At 71.0% G+C, this 18948-nt stretch carries 22 protein-coding genes; 6 read left to right on the top strand and 16 right to left on the bottom strand.

Features of this window, described 5'->3' with window-relative positions:
• Positions 1 to 48: 48 nt before the first annotated feature.
• Genes OG494_RS42010 through OG494_RS41990 form a run of 5 tightly spaced genes read right to left on the bottom strand, consistent with a single transcriptional unit; the run spans position 49 to position 3892 of the window.
• Positions 49 to 1266, bottom strand: a complete 1218-nt coding sequence (locus tag OG494_RS42010) for an amidohydrolase (RefSeq protein ID WP_328448393.1) — start codon at positions 1264 to 1266, stop codon at positions 49 to 51.
• Positions 1220 to 1957, bottom strand: coding sequence for a hypothetical protein (locus tag OG494_RS42005; protein ID WP_328448391.1), 738 nt, complete (start codon positions 1955 to 1957; stop codon positions 1220 to 1222). The genes OG494_RS42010 and OG494_RS42005 overlap by 47 nt, the downstream gene beginning before the upstream one ends.
• Positions 1958 to 1966: 9 nt before the next feature.
• Entirely contained in the window at positions 1967 to 2455 is a 489-nt protein-coding gene (locus tag OG494_RS42000; protein ID WP_328448389.1) for a GNAT family N-acetyltransferase, read from the bottom strand.
• Positions 2422 to 3327, bottom strand: coding sequence for an aldose 1-epimerase family protein (locus OG494_RS41995; RefSeq protein ID WP_328448387.1), 906 nt, complete (start codon positions 3325 to 3327; stop codon positions 2422 to 2424). The genes OG494_RS42000 and OG494_RS41995 overlap by 34 nt, the downstream gene beginning before the upstream one ends.
• Positions 3328 to 3337: 10 nt before the next feature.
• Positions 3338 to 3892, bottom strand: a complete 555-nt coding sequence (locus OG494_RS41990) for a hypothetical protein (protein ID WP_328448385.1) — start codon at positions 3890 to 3892, stop codon at positions 3338 to 3340.
• Between the two features lie 121 nt (positions 3893 to 4013).
• Here OG494_RS41990 and OG494_RS41985 point away from each other — a divergent pair, with 121 nt between their 5' ends.
• Genes OG494_RS41985 through OG494_RS48525 form a run of 4 tightly spaced genes read left to right on the top strand, consistent with a single transcriptional unit; the run spans position 4014 to position 6553 of the window.
• Complete coding sequence (locus tag OG494_RS41985) at positions 4014 to 4592, top strand: TetR/AcrR family transcriptional regulator (RefSeq protein WP_328448383.1); 579 nt, start codon at positions 4014 to 4016, stop codon at positions 4590 to 4592.
• On the top strand, positions 4592 to 5428 hold the full coding sequence (locus OG494_RS41980; RefSeq protein ID WP_328448381.1) for an MBL fold metallo-hydrolase: 837 nt from the start codon (positions 4592 to 4594) through the stop codon (positions 5426 to 5428). Before OG494_RS41985 ends, OG494_RS41980 begins: the two co-directional genes overlap by 1 nt.
• On the top strand, positions 5425 to 6249 hold the full coding sequence (locus tag OG494_RS41975) for an MBL fold metallo-hydrolase (RefSeq protein ID WP_328448380.1): 825 nt from the start codon (positions 5425 to 5427) through the stop codon (positions 6247 to 6249). Before OG494_RS41980 ends, OG494_RS41975 begins: the two co-directional genes overlap by 4 nt.
• 43 nt (positions 6250 to 6292) lie before the next feature.
• A complete protein-coding gene (locus tag OG494_RS48525; RefSeq protein WP_442874528.1) occupies positions 6293 to 6553 on the top strand; it encodes a DUF5958 family protein in 261 nt (86 codons plus the stop codon).
• Positions 6554 to 6601: 48 nt separating this feature from the next.
• On the opposite strand, the gene OG494_RS41970 is transcribed toward OG494_RS48525, so the two are convergent.
• The 3 genes from OG494_RS41970 to pdxH form a co-directional block, all read right to left on the bottom strand.
• Positions 6602 to 7150, bottom strand: a complete 549-nt coding sequence (locus OG494_RS41970; RefSeq protein ID WP_328448379.1) for a DUF3558 family protein — start codon at positions 7148 to 7150, stop codon at positions 6602 to 6604.
• 25 nt (positions 7151 to 7175) lie between these two features.
• Positions 7176 to 8441 (bottom strand): MFS transporter, encoded by a 1266-nt coding sequence (locus OG494_RS41965; protein ID WP_442874526.1) that lies wholly within the window; start codon positions 8439 to 8441, stop codon positions 7176 to 7178.
• 124 nt (positions 8442 to 8565) lie between these two features.
• On the bottom strand, positions 8566 to 9243 hold the full coding sequence (gene pdxH, locus OG494_RS41960; RefSeq protein ID WP_328448375.1) for a pyridoxamine 5'-phosphate oxidase: 678 nt from the start codon (positions 9241 to 9243) through the stop codon (positions 8566 to 8568).
• Positions 9244 to 9472: 229 nt separating this feature from the next.
• Here pdxH and OG494_RS41955 point away from each other — a divergent pair, with 229 nt between their 5' ends.
• Entirely contained in the window at positions 9473 to 11158 is a 1686-nt protein-coding gene (locus OG494_RS41955; protein WP_328448373.1) for a purine-cytosine permease family protein, read from the top strand.
• Positions 11159 to 11204: 46 nt separating this feature from the next.
• On the opposite strand, the gene OG494_RS41950 is transcribed toward OG494_RS41955, so the two are convergent.
• The 7 genes from OG494_RS41950 to OG494_RS41920 all read right to left on the bottom strand — a co-directional run bounded on the left by OG494_RS41950 (position 11205) and on the right by OG494_RS41920 (position 16866).
• Positions 11205 to 11915 carry a TetR/AcrR family transcriptional regulator gene (locus tag OG494_RS41950; RefSeq protein ID WP_328448371.1) on the bottom strand — a complete coding sequence of 237 codons (711 nt, stop codon included), beginning with the start codon at positions 11913 to 11915 and terminating at the stop codon, positions 11205 to 11207.
• A 477-nt stretch (positions 11916 to 12392) separates the two neighbouring features.
• Positions 12393 to 13091: an urease accessory protein UreD gene (locus tag OG494_RS41945; protein WP_328448369.1), complete on the bottom strand. Its 699-nt coding sequence runs from the start codon at positions 13089 to 13091 to the stop codon at positions 12393 to 12395.
• Complete coding sequence (gene ureG / locus OG494_RS41940) at positions 13088 to 13795, bottom strand: urease accessory protein UreG (RefSeq protein WP_328448367.1); 708 nt, start codon at positions 13793 to 13795, stop codon at positions 13088 to 13090. The genes OG494_RS41945 and ureG overlap by 4 nt, the downstream gene beginning before the upstream one ends.
• The gene (locus tag OG494_RS41935) at positions 13785 to 14465 is read right to left on the bottom strand and encodes an urease accessory protein UreF (protein WP_328448365.1); all 681 of its coding nucleotides are present in this window, start codon (positions 14463 to 14465) and stop codon (positions 13785 to 13787) included. The genes ureG and OG494_RS41935 overlap by 11 nt, the downstream gene beginning before the upstream one ends.
• Positions 14465 to 16180: an urease subunit alpha gene (locus tag OG494_RS41930; RefSeq protein WP_328448363.1), complete on the bottom strand. Its 1716-nt coding sequence runs from the start codon at positions 16178 to 16180 to the stop codon at positions 14465 to 14467. The genes OG494_RS41935 and OG494_RS41930 overlap by 1 nt, the downstream gene beginning before the upstream one ends.
• 1 nt (position 16181) lies before the next feature.
• Positions 16182 to 16487 carry an urease subunit beta gene (locus tag OG494_RS41925; protein ID WP_323324152.1) on the bottom strand — a complete coding sequence of 102 codons (306 nt, stop codon included), beginning with the start codon at positions 16485 to 16487 and terminating at the stop codon, positions 16182 to 16184.
• Positions 16488 to 16563: 76 nt separating this feature from the next.
• The gene (locus tag OG494_RS41920) at positions 16564 to 16866 is read right to left on the bottom strand and encodes an urease subunit gamma (protein ID WP_328448361.1); all 303 of its coding nucleotides are present in this window, start codon (positions 16864 to 16866) and stop codon (positions 16564 to 16566) included.
• A 279-nt stretch (positions 16867 to 17145) separates the two neighbouring features.
• Between OG494_RS41920 and OG494_RS41915 the strand changes: the two genes are divergently transcribed.
• Positions 17146 to 18294: a citrate synthase 2 gene (locus tag OG494_RS41915; protein WP_328448359.1), complete on the top strand. Its 1149-nt coding sequence runs from the start codon at positions 17146 to 17148 to the stop codon at positions 18292 to 18294.
• A 59-nt stretch (positions 18295 to 18353) separates the two neighbouring features.
• Here OG494_RS41915 and OG494_RS41910 read toward each other — a convergent pair whose 3' ends face one another.
• Entirely contained in the window at positions 18354 to 18938 is a 585-nt protein-coding gene (locus OG494_RS41910) for a TetR/AcrR family transcriptional regulator (protein WP_328459186.1), read from the bottom strand.
• Positions 18939 to 18948: the final 10 nt, after the last annotated feature.

Below are 18948 nucleotides of genomic sequence, written 5' to 3'. Positions count from 1 at the left end.
CCGGAACCGCCCGGTAACCGACGTGTCGTCCGCCCGCTCAAGGGACGGTCAGCGGGACTCGCGGTACCGGCGGTCCGCCGATACGCCTTCGCCCAGCTGCTCGTCGAAGTGGTACACCTCGGCGCCGCGGACGAAGACCCGCAGCGCGCGGTTCATCACGTCCAGCGGGTCGCCGGACCACAGCACCACGTCCGCGTCGAGGCCCGGCTTCAGCGAGCCGATCTGCCCGTCCAGTCCCAGCATCTCAGCCGGGTTGACGGTCAGCGACTTCAGGGCCGTGTGCGGGTCGAGGCCGTCCTTGACCGCGAGCGCCGCCTGGTAGACCAGGAAGTTGATCGGGATCACCGGGTGGTCCGTGGTGATCGCGATCTTGACGCCGGCGCGGGCCAGGATGCCCGCCGAGCGCAGCGTGCGGTTGCGCAGCTCGACCTTGGACTTCGTGGTGAACAGCGGGCCGAGGATGACCGGGACGTCGCGCTCGGCGAGCAGGTCCGCGATCAGGTGACCTTCGGTGCCGTGGTTGATCACGAGCTTGTAGCCGAACTCGTCGGCGAGCCGGATCGCCGTCACGATGTCGTCCGCGCGGTGGACGTGCTGGTCCCAGTACAGCTCGCCGTCGAGGACCTTGGCCAGGACTTCCTGGGTCAGGTCGACCTCGTGCGGCTTGCCCTCGGCGGCCGCGTGGTCGCGCTTCGCCTGGTAGTTGCGGGCCTTCGTGAACGCCTCGCGCAGGATCGCCGCGACGCCCAGCCGCGTCGACGGCGTCTGCTTCTTGTCGCCGTACACGCGCTTCGGGTTCTCGCCGAGCGCGCTCTTCACGCTGACGCCTTCCGCGAAGACCATGTCGAGGATGCTGCGGCCCCAGGTCTTGACGCCGATGGTCTGGCCACCGATCGGGTTACCCGACCCGGGCTTGATGACGACGCTCGTGACGCCGCCGGCCAGCGCGTCGTCGAAGCCGGGCTCGTACGGGTCGATGCCGTCGATCGCGCGGAACCGGGCGCCGTTCGGGTCGGTCATCTCGTTGGTGTCGTTGCCGGCCCAGCCTTCGCCGTCCTCGTGGACGCCGAGGTGGGCGTGGGCGTCGATGAAGCCGGGCAGCACCCAGGTGCCGGCCGCGTCGACCAGTTCGGCGTCCTCCGGGATGTCGACGTCGGCCTCCGTGCCGACCGCGACGATCTTGCCGTCGTCGATCAGGACCGTGCCGTTGTCGATGGGATCACCGTCGATGGGGACGACGTAGCCCCCGACAATTGCCTTCGCCATAGTTCGCCACGCTAACGAACTCGCCTGGACGCCGCGACGCGGGGCTCAGCTCGCCAGCAGATCGAACGCGGACGAACAGGCCGTAAACGACCAGCGGCCAGGCCCGGGCCAGCAGATTCAGGCCGAGCGAGAGGCCGGTGAAGATGGCCATCAAGGAAAACGGGAAGGTCAGGGCCAAGAACAGGATCGGCAGCCACCAGGGCAGGCCCGGATCGAATGACCGGTCGTCCCACGCCGAGCGGGCCCAGATGGTCAGGCCCCACAGCAGCGCCGCCCAGACGAGCACGACGGTGATGAGGATGCGCTTGACCCGCCGGGTCTCCACGTCGAGCGGTTCCCGCTTCGGCTTGCCCAGCCCCAGACCGAGACGGCGGTGCTTGGCCTCCTTCGACTGGACGAAGTCGGCCAGCAGGTCGCGGTAGGCGGCGCGGAAGATCGCGCGGCTGCGGCGCCGGGTTTCGGCGAGCGTCTGCCGCTGCGCCGCGATCGGCCTCGCCCGCAGCCGCTCGCCCCACCCCGTGATCCGGGCGACGCCCACGATGTCGATGATCGCCGCCAGGCCGCCGGTGAACTGGCCGAGCTTGCCGAACCGGCCCCACCACAGCACCGGCAGACCCCACAGCCGGAAGCCCGCCACGGACTGGCCGTCGAACCACAGCCCCCAGGCCTGCCAGAACGAGACCGTCTGCACCGGAGCAGCCTACGGAACCCGCACCTTCTCCAGGTGCACCAATTCGTGGTTGTTCTCCGGTGTCCGGTGCGTCTCGCGGTAGCCGTGCTTCGCGTACAACCCCAGCGGCCCGACGCTCTTCGACCCGGTGAACAACCGGAACACCGTCACCTCGGGCGGGGCCGCCGCCTCGGCGGCGAGCAGCAGCCCGCCGCCCAGGCCCGCGCCCTGCCGGTCGGGCGCGACGACCAGCCGGGTCACCACGCCGACGTGCCCGGTCACCGTCAGGCGCACCGACGCGAGCAGCCGGCCGTTCTCCCGGATGCCCCACGAAAGGCACGACGCCAACGCCGCTTGCGCTTCGGCGAAGGTCTCCAGCAGCGGCGGCAGGTCGAAGTCGTCGTGCGCGCGGGCTTCGGTGACGTACGCCGCGCGTTGCAGCGTCAGCACTTCGCCCGCGTCGGCGACGCCCAGGCGAAGCGGCTTCACTTGACGCGGATGCCCCAGCTGCCGGACCACGACGTCGCCGGCTCCAGCTCGACCAGGTCGGTGCCCGTGTTGAGCGCGTCGGCCGGGCAGGTCATCGGCTCGATCGCGACCGCGCGGCCGCGCCCGACCAGGTCGTCCGGGGTGAACACCTGCGCCCAGCGGAAGTCCGGGCCGGTCCAGACCAGCAGCTCCTGCTCGCCGTGGGCGAGGACGAAGTGGTGCAGGCCGTCGTCGGCCGCGGCGAGTCCGCCGAACGCCGTGTCCAGGTCGACGCCCGCGAGGACGCGGCCGCCGCGGAAGTCGAAGTCGGTGCCCTCGACGTCCTGCTCCGGCGCGTACGGCATCTGCTCGTCGCCGAGGTAGGGCCGGACGCGGCTCGCGGGCAGGGTGAGGGTCAGCTCGTCGGTCGGGACGTCGCCGATCCGGAAGTACGGGTGCGTGCCGACGCCGACGCCGATCGGCTGCTCGCCTTCGTTGCGGATTTCGTGGGTGATCGTCAGCTCGCGCGGCGCGAGGTCGTAGGTGATCGTCGCGCGCAGCGGCACCGGCCAGCCCGGCTGCACCTCGACGTCGACGGCCAGGGTGATCGACGACTCGGCGTGCTCCAGCAGCTCCCACTCGAGGTGGCGGGTCAGGCCGTGGATGGCGTTGCCGCGCGCCTCCTCGGTGATCTCGAGCTGCTGCGGCTCCCCCTGGAACGTCCACAAGCCGGCCTTGGTCCGGTTCGGCCAGGGCAGCAGCACCTGTCCGGCGCCCTTCGGCGGCTTCGCGTCTTCGGCGAACTCCTCGACGTACGGCACTCCGCCGACTTCGAACGCGCGCAGGCCCGCACCGATCTCGGTGACGACGGCGCGCGCGTTGCCGCGGGTGATCTCGAACTGCTGACCGGTCGGGTTGCCCATGCGGACGACCTTACCGACGCGGCCGGACGACCTTGATGCCCAGCGCCGCCGCGTCCGCCAGCAGCTCGGCCAGCACGGCACGTTCCTGCTCGGTCCAGTCCTCGTCCGCGACGCCGACGTCGAGCACCGGCGGCGTCGGCTCGGCGTGCACCGCCGCGGCCAGGGCGGCCAGGAGCTCGCCGGGCCCGTCGTCGAAACCGAGCACCGCGAGGACGATCCCGTCGAGTTCGGCGGGGATCCACAGCCGGGTCCCGAGCACCCGGACGAGGGTCCTGACTTGAGCCGAGACGACTACGCTCCGTGTACCGAGATCGCTGCCCCCGACCTCCAGCCCGAGCTTTTCCAGGGCCGTGCGGACGATCTCGACGTCGACCGGATCGGCGCCGTACCGCTCGGCGAACAGCTCTCGTCCGAGAGTGTCCGGACCGGCGCTGAGCTGGTCAGGGATTGACGAACGCCGACGCAGCACCAGCGTCACGGTGACGCGCCGCCGCGAGCTGGCGGCGGCGCGGGGCAGCTCTCGGCGAACACCACCCGGCGGTGCCACGAACTCGGATTCGCTCACGCTTAGTGATAGTGCGCGCTGTCGCTCGGTCAGACCAGCAGGCTCACCCGGATGGCCGCAGCCGGGCTTTTCAGCGTTACTCACTAGACCGGTCGTCATAGTTTGCGTTACGGTCCCTTCCATGGTTCGCCGCACCGACACGCGGCAGCGGATGCTCGACACCGCCGCCGACCTGTTCCACTCGCAGGGCTACCACGCCACCGGCCTCACTCAGCTGACGACGGCCGGGGGCGCGCCGAAGGGGTCGCTCTACTTCCACTTCCCCGGCGGCAAGGAACAACTGGCCGCCGAAGCCGTCCGGCTGTCGAGCGAACGCACGGGCGAGCTGCTCCGCGCGGTCGTGGCCGGCGCCCCGGACGTCGCGACCGCGATCGACCGGGTCGTCGACGCGCTCGCGAACTTCCTGACGGAGTCGGACTTCCAGCGCGGCTGTCCACTCGCGACAGTCGCGTTGGACGCCGCCGCCGAGAGCGAACCGATCCGGGAGGCGTGCGCGGACGGCTACGCGGACTGGCACGATATCCTCACCGGATACCTTGCCACGCAAGGACTTCCCGCGGATCGCGCCGACGAGCTGGGCACCATCGTGCTCGCCGCCGTCGAAGGCGGGTTGCTGCTGGCCCGCACCCGCCGCGACGTCGCCCCGCTGCGGGCCGTCGCCGCCCACCTGCACGCCACCCTCGAACGGGAGTTCTCCTGATGCGCGTCCACCACCTGAACTGCGGGACCATGCGCCCGCCCGGCGGCCGGCTGGTCGACGGCCGGCCGGGCCTGTTCCGCCGCGCCACCATGGTCTGCCACTGCCTGCTCCTGGAGACGGCCACCGGGCTGCTGCTGGTCGAGACCGGTACCGGCACGCCGGCCGCCGTCGACCGCGAGGCCTGGCTCGGCGCCGGGTTCGTCCGGCAGTCGAACCCGATCGCGGATCCGGCGTTGCCCGCGATCGCGCAGATCCGGGCGCTGGGTCACGACCCGGCGGACGTCCGGGACATCGTGCTGACCCACCTGGACCTCGACCACGCGGGCGGGCTCATCGACTTCCCGTGGGCGCGGGTGCACGTCTACGCCGAGGAGCTGCGGGCCCTGCGGTCACCGCGTGACGCCGCCGAACGCGGGCGGTACCGGAAGATCCAGTTCAGTCATGGTCCACAGTGGACGTCCTATCCGGACACGGGCGACCCGTGGTTCGGCTTCGACGCCGTCCGGCAGCTGACCGGCCTGCCCGAGGAGGTCCTGCTGATCCCGCTCGGCGGGCACACCCGCGGCCACGCCGGGGTCGCCGTCGACACCGGCAGCGGCTGGCTGCTCAACGCGGGCGACTCGTACTTCTTCCACGGCCAGGTCGACCCGGCCGCGCCGCACTGCCCGCCGGGCCTGCGGTGGTTCGAGGGCCGGATGGAGACGGTCAAGGGCGCCCGGCTGGACAATCACGCCCGCCTGCGACAGCTTGTTCAGGAGCACGGCGACGAGGTGAGCGTCTTCGCCGCGCACGACGAGACCCAGTTCCTCCGGCTGAGCACCAGGAGCAGCGTATGAAGGTGCACCACTTCAACTGCGGCACGATGCGCCCGGCGGGCGGCAAGCTGCTCGACGGCGAGCCCGGGCTGCTGCGGCGGGCGGAGCTCGTCGCCCACTGCCTGCTGATCGAGACCGGCGACGGCCTGGTGCTGGTCGACACCGGGTTCGGCACCCAGGGTGTCGCCCAGCCGGGCAAGTGGCTGGGCCGGCCGTTCATGGCGATGGTCGGCGCCCGGCTCGAAGCGGCCGAGACGGCGGTCGCGCAGATCGAGGCGCTCGGCCTCGACCCGGCCGACGTCCGCCACATCGTGCCGACCCACCTCGACGTCGACCACGCCGGCGGGCTGGCGGACTTCCCGAACGCGGTGGTGCACGTCCGCACCGAGGAGCAGCGCGCGGCGACGGCCCCGTCGAACGCGGCGGAGAAGAACCGTTACCGCGCGGCCCAGTTCGCCCACCGTCCACTGTGGAGCACCTACGACGAGACGGGCGAGCCCTGGTTCGGTTTCGACGCGGTCCGGTCGTTGAAGGGCCTGCCGGAGGAGATCCTGCTGGTCCCGCTGACGGGCCACACGCTCGGCCACAGCGGCGTCGCGATCGACACCGGTGACGGCTGGCTCCTGCACGCGGGCGACGCGTACTTCTTCCACGGCCAGCTCGACCCGGTCGCCCCGCACTGCCCGCCGGGCATGACGGCGTTCCAGAACATCGTCCAGACGAAACGCCAGGCCCGCCTGGACAACCTGGCCCGGCTGCAGGAGCTGGTGAAGGAGCATCAGGACGAGGTGACGGTGTTCTCCGCCCACAGCCCGGTGGAGCTGGCGGCCCTGCGACGATGATCGTCGGCGAGCACTCGGCGCGGCTGAACGAGCCGGCCCGGGCATCCGGTCACTCGACGACGGGACCCGCCGGCTCGAGCGGCAGGACCCGGCGCAGCGCCGGGTAATCCTGGACGAACTGGCCTTCTACGCCGGTCAGGCGAGGGCGGCCGAAGAAGACCGCGACGAGGCGATCGCCCGCGCCGGGATCAAGACCGGCGACACCGCGGCGGTGCTCCTGCGGGCCGGGCCGGGCGCGATCACGCGGCCCGCGTTGAAGCAGCTGCCGGCCGTGGGGCAGCGACAGCTCGTCGGCTGGGCCTGATCAGCGGTTCCGGGGATCCGGCTGGGGCGGAGCCCCGGACGGCACAGCTCAGTTGCTGGCCGCGAGGGCGGCCTTGACCAGCGGCGCGATCTGATCCGGCGTCATCTTCGCCGGGCCGGTGTAGTTGATCAGCACCGGCGTCCCCGACACCAGCTCGGCCGACGCGAGGGTCGCCGTCTTCTGCTCGTCGACGTAGTAGACCGCGCCGTCCGGGAAACCGGCGACGTCCTGGGCGCCCGGCTTGGCCTTCTTGATCGACGCGACCATGTCGGCGGGCTTCGCCTGCCGGCCGTCGTACCGCGTCACCGCGAGCGCGCCCGCGGCCTTGTTGTCGAGCTTGTACTCGCAGGTGCGGGCCTTGCCGCCGCTGGCCGCGTTGTCCTGCACCGGTCCCGGCACCGCCGTGAGGTTGTCCAGGAACAGCGCCTTCGACACGGCCGCGGCCGGCAGCAGCGCGCACGGGTCGAGCGACGCCGCGGCGGCGTTCGTGCTCGGCTTGGGCGCGGGCGACGACGAGCTGGGCGCCGGCGCCGGCTTGTCCTCGGCGGAGCAGGCGGTCAAAGCGGCAAAAGCGACCAAAGCGACTGCGATACGCATACTTTGCACAGTAGCCGGAGGCGTCCTACGCCGTCGGCGCCCGGTACCGCCAGAACGCCGGAAGCACCAGCATCGCGGCCAGGACCAGCACGATCACCAGCAGTCCGCCGACGGTCGCCGTGGCCGCGGTGCCGAACGCGGCGGCGCCCCAGCCGTGGGTGAGGTCGGCGATCCGCGGGCCGCCGGCGACGACCACGGTGAACACCCCCTGGAGCCGGCCGCGCATCTCGTCGGTGGTCGCGGTCTGCAGGATCGCCATCCGGTAGACCGCGCTGACCATGTCCGCGGCGCCGGCCGCCGCCATGAAGACGACCGCGAGCCACAGCGAGTGCGCGAGCCCGAACGCGGCGACCGCCGCGCCCCACGCGCAGATCGAGATGACGACCGCGACGCCCTGGCGGTGGATGCGCGTCAGCCAGCCGGAGAACAGCCCGATCAGCATCGCGCCCGCGGGCAGCGCGGCGTAGAGCCAGCCGAGCGCCGGGCCGCCGCCGGGCGGGTCGCCGAACGTGCGCTCGGCCATCTCCGGGATCAGCGCCCGCGGCATCCCGAACACCATCGCGATGATGTCGGCGACGAACGAGGCCAGCAGGATCTTCTGCCCGGCCAGGTACCGGAACCCGTCGACGACGTCGCGGACGCCGGCGCGGCGCGAGGGCCCGTTCAGCGGCGGGATCGACGGCAGCCTCCAGACCGCGAAGAGCGTGATCGTCAGGGCGATGACGTCGATCAGGTAGAGCGTCGAGAGGCCGAGGACGGGGATCAGCGCGCCGGCCATCAGCGGGCCGAACACGGCGCCGAACGTCGACATCGTGGTGCTCAGCGCGTTCGCCGACGGCAGCAGCTCGGGCGGGACGAGCCGGGCGACGACGGCACCGCGGGTCGGCATGTTGATCGCGAAGAACGCCTGGTTGACGGCCAGCAGGCCGAGCACCAGCCACACCGAGCCGAAGTTCAGGAACGCCTGCAGCCAGAGCAGCGCGGACGTGATCGCGACCCCGACGTTCGTGACGAACAGGAGTTTCCGCCGGTCGACGGCGTCGGCGATGGCGCCGCCCCAGAGCCCGAAGACCAGCAGCGGGACCAGCGCGACGAGCCCGCTGAGGCCGACGTACGCCGAGGAGCCGGTGAGGTCGAAGACCTGCTTGGGCACGGCGACGGCGGTCAGCTGGGTGCCGACCGCGGTGACCACAGTGGACAGCCAGAGCCGGCGGAAGGCCGGGATCTTCAACGGCCGGGTGTCGACGACAATGCGCCCGAGGAGCCCGCGGATGCCCGTGCGGGGCGGCAAGGTCCCCGGTTGATCACTCACAACCAACGAGCTTAGCTCGGCTAACTATCCCCGGTCGCGTGATTTTCGTCGCCGGACGCCGAAGGGGCCCCCGCCGTGGCGAGGGCCCTTCGGGAGCAGAGAACTACGGCGCGACGCGCTCGATGTTCCAGCCGTCTTCGTGGCGCATGTAGCGGAGCCGGTCGTGCATGCGGTCCTCGCGGCCCTGCCAGAACTCGACGAGGTCCGGCCGGATCCGCCAGCCGCCCCAGTGCGGCGGGGCCGGGATGTGCTCGACGTCGGCGAAGCGCCGCTCGATGCCGTTCAGCGCGGTCTCCAGGGCGCGGCGCCCGTCGACGACGCGGGACTGCGGGGACGCCCAGGCGCCGAGCTGCGAGCCGCGCGGCCGCTGCGCCCAGTACTCCGCCGTCTCCTTGACGCCGACCTTCTCGACCTCGCCGCGGACGTGGACCTGGCGGTGCAGCCCGTACCAGGGGAACGTCACCGACGCGTAGCGCGTCGCCGTCAGGTCGTGGCTCTTCGACGAGGTGTAGTTCGTGTAGAACACGACACCCCGCTCGTCGAGGCCCTTGCACAGCACGGTGCGCGACGACGGGCGGCCTTCGGCGTCCGCGGTCGCGAGCACCATCGCGTTGGGTTCGGCGATCCCGGCGGCGACGGCCTGGTTCAGCCAGCCCTGCAACTGGTCGGTCCACGTGGCCGCCAGCGCCGACTCGTCGAACGCGGCGCCGTCATAGGCGACGCGCATCCCGGGCAGGCGTACTACGGCGTCTTCCACCTTGTCCTCGATCTCCGGCATCATCGCCAAACCTCCGTACCCGGTCGGGGCCCTGACACTTGGGTCCAGGTGACGTTAGGGCCTCGCGAGCTGCAGCGGAACCCACTGAACGGTGACTCCCGACACGACTTCGCCGCCATCGTCCCGTAACCGCCCGTCAGCAACCATTTACGCCCGCGTTACCTCCTGGACCGGGATCGATAAAGGACGCGGCTATCTTTCGGCCCGTTCCCCACCACCCCCGGAGGCAGGCATGACCGAGATCCTGTCGAACGCCCCAGAAGGCACTCCCGAAACGGTCCCACCGCAACGCCAGTACGCCCCGCTCGCGGCGAACGAAAACCGCGAGGACTACTCACTGCGCTTCGCCGCTCATTCGTTCCGGAAATGGTCACCGTTCGTGGTCGCGACGACGGCGCTGGGCGGCATCGCCTACCTCGCCGACTTCGCGATCGGCGCCAGCATCGTGCTCTCCTACGGCTTCACCTCCGGGGTGCTGGCGATCCTCGCCGCCGCCGTCGTCATCTTCACGACCGGCGTGCCCATCGCGGCCGCCTGCGCGAAGTCCGGAGTGGACATGGACCTCCTGACCCGCGGAGCCGGCTTCGGCTACTTCGGGTCGACGCTCACTTCGCTCGTCTACGCGAGCTTCACGGTCATCTTCTTCTCGCTCGAAGGTTCGATCATGGGCCAGGCCTTCGAGCTCGCCCTCGGCATCCCGCTGGCGGTCGGCTACCTCCTGGCCACGCTGATCGTCCTGCCGTTCGCGCTCTACGGCATGGGCGCGGTGGCGAAGATGCAGACCTGGACGCAGCCGCTGTGGCTCGCCGGGCTGGTGCTGCCGTTCGTCGTCGTGCTGGTCCGCGAGCCGGGCCGCTTCGCCGACTTCGCGGCCTTCGGCGGCACGGAAGGCGCCGGGTCCGGGTTCTCCGCGATCGGGTTCGGTTTCGGCATGGGTGTCGCCCTGTCGCTGATCGGGCAGATCGGCGAGCAGGCCGACTACTTGCGGTTCATGCCGGAGAAGACGACGGAGAACAAACGGGCCTGGTGGACCGCGGTGCTCGCCGCCGGGCCCGGCTGGGTCATCCTCGGGGCCGCCAAGCAGATCGGCGGCGCGCTCCTGGCGTTCCTCGCGCTCGGCGTCGTCGGCAAGACGGCCGCGCTCGAGCCGATCGCGCCGTACGTCGAGGCGGTGAAACCGGCCCTCGGCCCGGTCGCCCTGACGTTCGCCGCGCTGTTCGTCGTCGTCTCGCAGATCAAGATCAATACGACCAACGCGTACTCGGGCTCGCTGTCGTTCGCGAACTTCTTCTCCCGTGTGCTGCACAAGCACCCGGGCCGAGTCTGGTACGTGCTGGTGAACTGCGGGATCGCGCTCGCGCTGATGGAGTTCGGCGCGTTCGGGTTCCTCAACAAGATCCTGGGCTTCTATTCGAACGTCGCGATCGCCTGGATCGGCGCGGTGTGCGCGGATCTGGTCATCGCGAAGCCGCTCGGGCTCTCGCCGAAGTACATCGAGTTCAAGCGGGCCTACCTGCACAAGATCAATCCGGTCGGGTTCGGCTCGATGCTCGTCGCTTCGACGGTTTCGATCGCGGCGTACTTCGGTGCCTTCGGGCAGTTCCTGGCGGCGTTCAGCCCGTTGCTGGCGCTGGTCATCGCGATTGTGCTGGTGCCGACGCTGGCCGTCGTGACGCGCGGGAAGTACTACCTGGCCCGGCCGAACACGGTCGCCGGGCCCGATCAGGACATCGACCTGCGGGCGACGTACACCTGCTCGGTCTGCGGTGATCCGTACGAACTGCCGGACGTCGCCGACTGCGCCAAGCAGAGCGGGCCGATCTGCTCGTTGTGCTGCACGCTCGACAACACCTGTCACGACCTGTGCCAGGAGACGGGCCCGGTTTCCCTGGGCATTCCGACGGCGCGCACCCCGTAAAGTCCGTGAAGGGCCGTTACCAGCGTCCGCTGCTGGTAACGGCCCTTCACGTTCGCCGGTGTCCCCCCGGATCCCCCTCCCGGCTCGACTCTTCCACGTCGGAGGTCGCGCCGCGGTTGCCCTCGATGTCCAAGATCTTTTCCGGCCGCATGATGGCCGACCACATCATCGCGCGGAACTCCGCGCCGATCTGTTCGACCGGCAGCGGCGGGTCGTGCGCCTGCCATTCGCGCAGCAGCCCGGTACCCGCCCCGACCAGCGCGATCGCCGTCAGCCGGTAGTCCCGCACGGGCGCGACGCCGTGTTCCGCGGCGCGATTCGCCTCGGCGGCGATGAAGTTCGCCCAGCGGTCGACCCACACCTGGTGCTGCGCCTCCAGTTCGGCGCTGACGCCGACCGCCTCGACGTAGTTGAGGCGCGGCATCCGGGGATCCACGGTGACCGTCGCGATGAAGACGTCGAGAAGCGTCGAGATGCGGGTGAGCGCGTCGGCTTCGGCGACCTTGTCGAGCTCCGCGGTGACGTGCGCGAGCGCCAGGCTGTTGATCTGGTCGTGGAGGGTGCGGAGCACGTCCTCCTTGCTCGCGAACTCCTCGTAGAAGTTCCGCGTCGACACCCCGGCCCGCGCGCACATCTCGGTGATCTTGGTGTGCCGGAACCCGGTGGAGGTGAACAGCTCGAGGCCGGCCAGGAGCAGCCGCTGGCGACGGTCGGCACGACGTTGCTCGGGCGCGACCCCGCCGTACGTGCGAGCCACCGGTTCTCTCCTCCTTCCGAGGGATTGCCAGATCCTACCCGGGTGAGTAACTTGTGAAAATCGTCATTACCAAAGGCTCCGCGGGATTCGCTCGTCGAACCCGCCGGCGCACGGTATCGAGAACGAGCGCGTCCCGCTCGCGCGACCGCTTTCCCATCGCGATCTTCGACAACTTCCGCTCGCCGGGGACGGCGCAGGGGGCCTTCCCCGGCGAGCGGTGGCACGTCGACTTCCGACGGTCGTGAGGGGCACCCTCAGGGACTCCGAGTCCCTCAGGGTGCCCCTCACGACCAGGCCGACCACCGCCGAGGTCCTGGCTGCAGCCAGGAACTTCTGCGCTGCCAACCCGGCGCTCGCGCGCTGTGGGCCCGGCGCTCGCGGGCCGAGGGCTCGCACGGGACCCCGACACGGCGGCACCCGAGCTTCCGCAAGCCGTGAGGGGCACCCTCAGGGCTTTCAAGTCCCTGAGGGTGCCCCTCACGACAAGGGCGCCAACGCCGTCACGGCGTCCGGCGCGAGCGAAGTCGTGAGGGTGCCGCCGGCGGCGAGGGGCGTGCGGGACCACCAGTCACCCGAGGCCGCCTGCAGCTCCGGGCCGCCCACCACCAGGTCCGTGGCCAGGACCCGGCGGCCCGCCAAGTGGGCCAGGCTGGCGTCCAAAGTGGAGTCCCCGATCGTCAGCGTTTGCCGCAGCACCGGCACCGCACCCCGCGTGACCTGCTGTGACGTCGTGAGCGTGCCCGGCTTCTCGTTCGCCCGGCCCAGCACCAGCACTTCGCGCGTGTGCAGGTAGGCGTCGTCCGCCAGCGAGGCCCGGAACACGGCGGTGTGCCGGGCTCGCGCGGTGATGACCGTCGGCTCCGGCAGGTACTCCAGCCGGCCACCCTCGGCCACCGAGACATCCACTGTGGACAGTGAGCCTTCGCCGTGCAGGCCGGGTAGCGCCAGCGTCGCCGCGACGCCGGAGAGCCGCAGCGACGCTCCCGGGCCGACGCGGATCGTCAGAAGGAGGTCGTCGCCGCCCAGAGGCGACGTCGCCGAGTTGACCAGGTGGACCACCGCCGTCCGGCCGCCGCCGCGGCGCGGGAACAGCGTCAACGGCGCCATCGAGCGCAGCTCGCGCAGGATCGTGCGCGAGCCGTCGAAGCACGCCGTCAGCCGGGCGTGGGCCTTCACCCGGCGCGGACCGGGAGCAGCGACCGGACCCAGGCCGCGACCGCCGGCGCGTCCGGAGTGTCCACAAGGGACTGCGTGATCACCGGCAGCTCCCCGCGCATCCGGTGCGCGTCCGACGTCATCACGTCCATGTCCGCGCCGACCAGGTGCGCGATGTCGATCTTGTTGATCACCAGCAGGTCCGCGGTCGTGACACCGGGGCCGCCCTTGCGCGGCACCTTGTCGCCGCCCGCGACGTCGACCACGAACACCTGGCTGTCGGCCAGGCCGCGGCTGAACACCGCGGTCAGGTTGTCGCCGCCGCTCTCGATGATCACCAGGTCCAGTCCCGGGAACTTCTCCTCCAGCCGCTCGACGGCGTCGAGGTTCGCGGTGATGTCGTCGCGGATCGCCGTGTGCGGGCACGCGCCGGTCTGCACCGCCTCGATCCGCTCCGGGTCGAGCACTCCCGCGCGGCGCAGGAAGTCGGCGTCCTCGGTCGTGTAGATGTCGTTGGTGACGACGGCGAGGTTCACCTCGTCGCCCAGCGCCCGACACAGCGCCGCGGTCAGCGCCGTCTTGCCGGAGCCGACCGGGCCGCCGATGCCGATCCGGTACGCGCGCCCGGCCGTCGGCGCGGCGTCGTAGTGGTCGGGTTCGGCGGCCGTCGGGTCGAAGTTGACCTCGTGGAAGTGCCCATGACCGTGACCGTGCTCAGCTGGCAAAGAGACGCACCTCTTCCTGGTGATGCCGGGCCTGCGCCTCGGCGAACAGATCCAACCCGGGTGATCCGGGCGCCGGCAGCGACGCCGGGTCGTCGCCCGCCACCGCCGCCGCGGTCTCGCACACCGACCGCAGGTCGAGCCGCGCGACGACGGCGTTGACCGCGAACGGGTCCAGCCCCAGCAACCGCACCGCCGCACTCGCCGGACCGCTCACGGCCAAGTAGGCCACGGCCATCGCGGCGTCGTACGGCGCACCTCCCGCGACGCCGACCAGCGCACCCAGGACGATCGGGTGGTGCGGCCGCGGCGTTTCCTCCAACAGCGCGACGAGCACCGGGGACGGCCAGGAGATCCGCCCGGCCCGCGCGGTCCCCCGCCCCTGTGCCCGCGACGCCTCGCGCTGCGCGAGCGACGGCGTCCGCGCGTCCAGCTCGGCGTCCAACCGGGACCAGTGTCCACTTGAGACGGATCGCGCGGCCGCGTGGGCCGACGCCGCGGCGAACACCGCCGCCAGCAGGCCTGCCGTCCGCAACCGTCCGGAAAGGAATCCCGGCAGGTCCCTTTCGGACTTGATCAGTTTGCGCGCGACCGCTTCTTCGAGCCCGCCGCTGTGGACGTGCCCGCCGCCGGGGAAGCGGGAGTCCGCGAGAATGAGTGCCGAAAGGTCCATCAGAACAAGAAGTATCGTTGGGCCATCGGCAGTTCGGTCACGGGCTGCGGCTCGATCAGCTCGCCGTCGACGTGCACCGCGAAGCTGTCCGGCTCGACCCGGACGTCCGGCGTGGCGTCGTTGAGCACCATGTCCGCCTTGGTCCGCGCGCGCGTGTTCGACACGGCGACCAGCGGTCGCGTGATCCGGAAAGTTTCCCGCAGGTTGCTGTCGAGGGCCTCCGGCGCGACGAAGTGCAGGCTCAGCGCGGCGCCGATGTTCGCGCCGAACATCGGCCGGGCCATGACCGGTTGCGGTGTCGGGATGGACGCGTTCGCGTCGCCCATCGCCGCCCACGCCGGGAAGCCGCCCTTCAGGACCACGTGCGGCCGGACGCCGAAGAACTTCGGCTCCCACAGCACCAGGTCGGCCAGCTTGCCGACCTCGACCGAGCCGATCTCGGTCTCCATGCCGTGCGCGATGGCCGGGTTGATCGTGTATTTGGCGACATAACGCCGGGCACGCAGGTTGTCGGCCGCGCCGTCGCCGGGCAGGGCGCCACGACGGCGTTTCATCACGTGCGCGGTCTGCCAGGTCCGGATGATGACCTCACCGATCCGGCCCATCGCCTGCGAGTCCGAGCTCATCATCGAGATCGCGCCGAGGTCGTGCAGGACGTCCTCGGCCGCGATGGTCGTCGGCCGGATCCGGCTCTCGGCGAAGGCGAGGTCCTCGGGCACCGACGGGTTGAGGTGGTGGCAGACCACCAGCATGTCGAGGTGCTCGTCGAGGGTGTTCGCGGTGTGCGGCCGGGTCGGGTTGGTCGACGACGGCAGCACGTTCGGCAGCGAGACGACCTGGATGATGTCCGGCGCGTGCCCGCCCCCGGCGCCTTCGGTGTGGTACGCGTTGATCGAGCGCCCGCCGATGGCGTCCACAGTGGACTCCAGGAAGCCGGCCTCGTTGAGCGTGTCCGTGTGGATCGCTACCTGGACGCCGGATTCGTCGGCCACCGTGAGGCAGGCGTCGATCGCCGCGGGTGTCGTGCCCCAGTCCTCGTGCAGCTTGAACCCGCCCGCGCCGGCGGCGAGCTGCTCGCGCAGCGCCTCGTGCCGGACGGTGTTCCCCTTGCCCAGCAACAGGACGTTGACCGGGTAACCGTCCATCGCGGACAGCATCCGGCCGAGGTTCCACGCGCCGGGCGTGACCGTGGTGGCCTTCGTGCCCTCGTTCGGCCCGGTGCCGCCACCGACCAAAGTGGTCAGTCCGGCGGCGAGCGCGGTGTCGACGAGCTGCGGGCAGATGAAGTGGACGTGGCAGTCGATGCCGCCCGCTGTGAGGATCTTCCCGTTGCCGGAAAGCACTTCCGTCGACGGCCCGATCACCAGCGCCGGGTCGACGCCGTCCATCGTGTCCGGGTTGCCCGCCTTGCCGATCCCGACGATCCGGCCGTCGCGCACCCCGACGTCGGCCTTGACGACACCCCAGTGGTCGAGGATGACGGCCCCGGTGATGATCAGGTCCGGCGCCCCCTCGGCGCGGGTGGCCATCCCCTGGCCCATCGACTCGCGGATGACCTTTCCGCCGCCGAAGAGGACCTCGTCGCCGGAGCCGCCGGGACCCATCGAACGGTCCTCGGTGACCTCGATCAGGAGGTCGGTGTCGGCGAGCCGGATCCGGTCACCGGTGGTCGGCCCGAACAGTTCCGCGTAGCGCTCGCGGTCGATCTGCGGCATTTCAGAACTCCCCGGAAAATTCGGACCGCAGCCCGGGCACCCGGCGGGCCCCGGCGAGCGGGACGAGGTCGACCTCACGTTCGACGCCCGGTTCGAACCGCACGGACGTCCCGGCCGGGACGTCGAGCCGGTGCCCGCGGGCGGCGTCACGATCGAACTCGAGGCCCGGGTTGACGGCCGCGAAGTGGTAGTGCGAGCCGACCTGCACCGGCCGGTCGCCGAGGTTGCGCACGAGCAGCCGGACGCGCTCGCGGCCCGGGTTCAGCTCCACCGGCTCGTCGCCGGGGATGATCTCGCCTGGACGCATCCGGCTCCTCTCACATGGGGGTCGTGAGTGTTCAGGGCGGTTAGAACCGCCCTGAACACTCACGACGGGCGGGCGGTCAGACGATCGGGTCGTGCACGGTGACGAGCTTCGTGCCGTCCGGGAAAGTGGCCTCGACCTGCACGGAGTCGACCATCTCGGGCACGCCGTCGAGGACCTGCGCCCGGCCGAGCACGGTCCGGCCGCTGGCGACCAGCTCGCTGACCGTGCGGCCGTCGCGGGCGCCTTCGAGGACGTGGTCGGTGATCAGCGCCACCGCCTCCGGGTAGTTGAGCCGGACCCCGCGGTCCAGCCGCTTCCGCGCGACGTCCGCCGCCACGTGGATCAGCAGCTTGTCCCGCTCCTGCGGACTGAGGTGCATCAGCTAGGTCTATCACCCGGACCACATCCGCGCCCGGTTCGGAAACACAGGATTTACCTGGGCTTCGTCACAGTGCGTCGCGAAAAATTCTCCTGCTGGACGGCCTGTGTGACTGAATCGTTCTCGTAATCGTGACCGAAACCACCGCTTCTTTCGATTGCCCCCCGGCGATCGAGGGAGCAAGGTCTATCCATCCGTGCGATGGTGCGCGCTTTCCGTGCGTATCCCGTCAGCGCGACCAGCCGGGGAAGAAAGCGCACCGAAAGGTTTCGCGAAACAGTGACTACCTCCACGATCAGCAAGCCACAGCCGTCCGGCCAACCCGACGACGGCTTCCGACCGGGCCTGGAAGGCGTAGTCGCCTTCCACACCGAGATCGCCGAACCCGACCGGGACGGCGGTGCCCTGCGCTATCGCGGCGTCGACATCGAAGACCTCGCCGGGAAGGTGACCTTCGGCGACGTATGGGGCCTTCTCGTGGACGGCCGGTTCGGCCACGGCCTCCCGCCCGCGGAACCGTTCCCGCTGCCGGTGCACACCGGCGACGTGCGGGTGGACGTCCAGGCGGCGCTGGCCATGCTCGCCCCCATCTGGGGCTACCGGCCGCTGCTCGACATCACCGACGAAGAGGCCCGTGAGCAGCTGGCCCGCGCCTCGGTGATGGCGCTGTCCTACGTCGCGCAGTCGGCCCGCGGCATCGGCCAGCCGGCCGTCCCGCAGGCCCGCGTCGACGAGGCCCACTCGATCACCGAACGCTTCCTCATCCGCTGGCGCGGCGAGCCGGACCCGGCCCACGTCCGGGCCCTGGACGCCTACTGGGTGTCGGCCGCCGAGCACGGCCTCAACGCGTCGACCTTCACCGCCCGCGTCATCGCCTCCACCGGCGCCGACGTCGCCGCGGCCATGTCGGGCGCGATCGGCGCGATGTCCGGCCCGCTGCACGGCGGCGCCCCGGCGCGCGTGCTGCCGATGATCGAAGAAGTCGAACGCACCGGCGACGCCGCCGGCCTGGTCAAGGGCATCCTCGACCGCAAGGAACGGCTGATGGGCTTCGGCCACCGCGTCTACCGCGCGGAGGACCCGCGGGCCCGCGTGCTGCGGCGCACCTGCCAGGAGCTGGGCGCCGAGCGCTACGAGGTCGCCGCGGCGCTGGAGCAGGCCGCGCTGAAGGAGCTGCGCGAGCGCCGTCCGGATCACCCGATCGAGACGAACGTCGAGTTCTGGGCCGCCGTGATCCTGGACTTCGCGCAGGTCCCGCCGCACATGATGCCGTCGATGTTCAGCTCGGCGCGCACCGCCGGCTGGGCCGCGCACATCCTGGAGCAGAAGCGCACCGGACGCCTGGTGCGGCCGTCGGCCAAGTACGTCGGCCCGGCGCCGCGCACCCCGCAGGACGTCGAAGGCTGGGAACTGGTCACCAAGCACTGACCGCTTTCCGTTGTCCGTGAAGGACTCCTTGAGGGACTTGTGGTCCCTCAAGGAGTCCTTCACGGACTTGCAGTGGCCTCGTGCGCGGCGGTGGCGGCGAGCATCGCGGTGAGCTGGTCGACGAGCCAGCTGTCCAGGTCATCGCGTTCGACGGTGCGTTCCTGCAGCCAGCTCAGCAGTGCGCCTTCGACGACCGCCGTCCAGCAACGCAGCGTCAGCAGCACCAACAGCGACGGGTCCGTGACGTCGAGCGCGTCCAGGATCAGGGCGACCGCGCGGTTGCGGACGGCGTCGACAGCGGCGTCCGTCTCCGACGTCGCGATCACGGAACCGCTGCGCAGCAAGGCGATGTAGCCCGCGCGGTAGTTGTCCGCGACGTCGATCAGGCCGCGGACGGCCGCGCGCAGCCGTACCTCCGGCGGGCCCTCCTCGAGCCCGGCGAGGCCGTCGATCAGCCCGTCGGTGACCGTGCGCAGCGCTTCCACCTGCAGCTCGCGCAGGTTGGGGAAGTACCGGTAGAACAGCGGCCGCGACACGTCGGCCGCCGCGACGATGTCGTCCACCGTGACCAGCTCCGGCGGCCGCGACCCGAACAGGTCGAGCGCGGCGCGGATCAGGTCGTCGCGGCGCGCCTGCGGCGACATCCGCCGCGGC

This window comes from Amycolatopsis sp. NBC_00438, from assembly GCF_036026695.1.
GTDB lineage: Bacteria > Actinomycetota > Actinomycetes > Mycobacteriales > Pseudonocardiaceae > Amycolatopsis.
The sequence above is the reverse complement of the archived record's forward strand: the minus strand, read 5'-3'. Positions and strand labels throughout refer to the sequence as shown.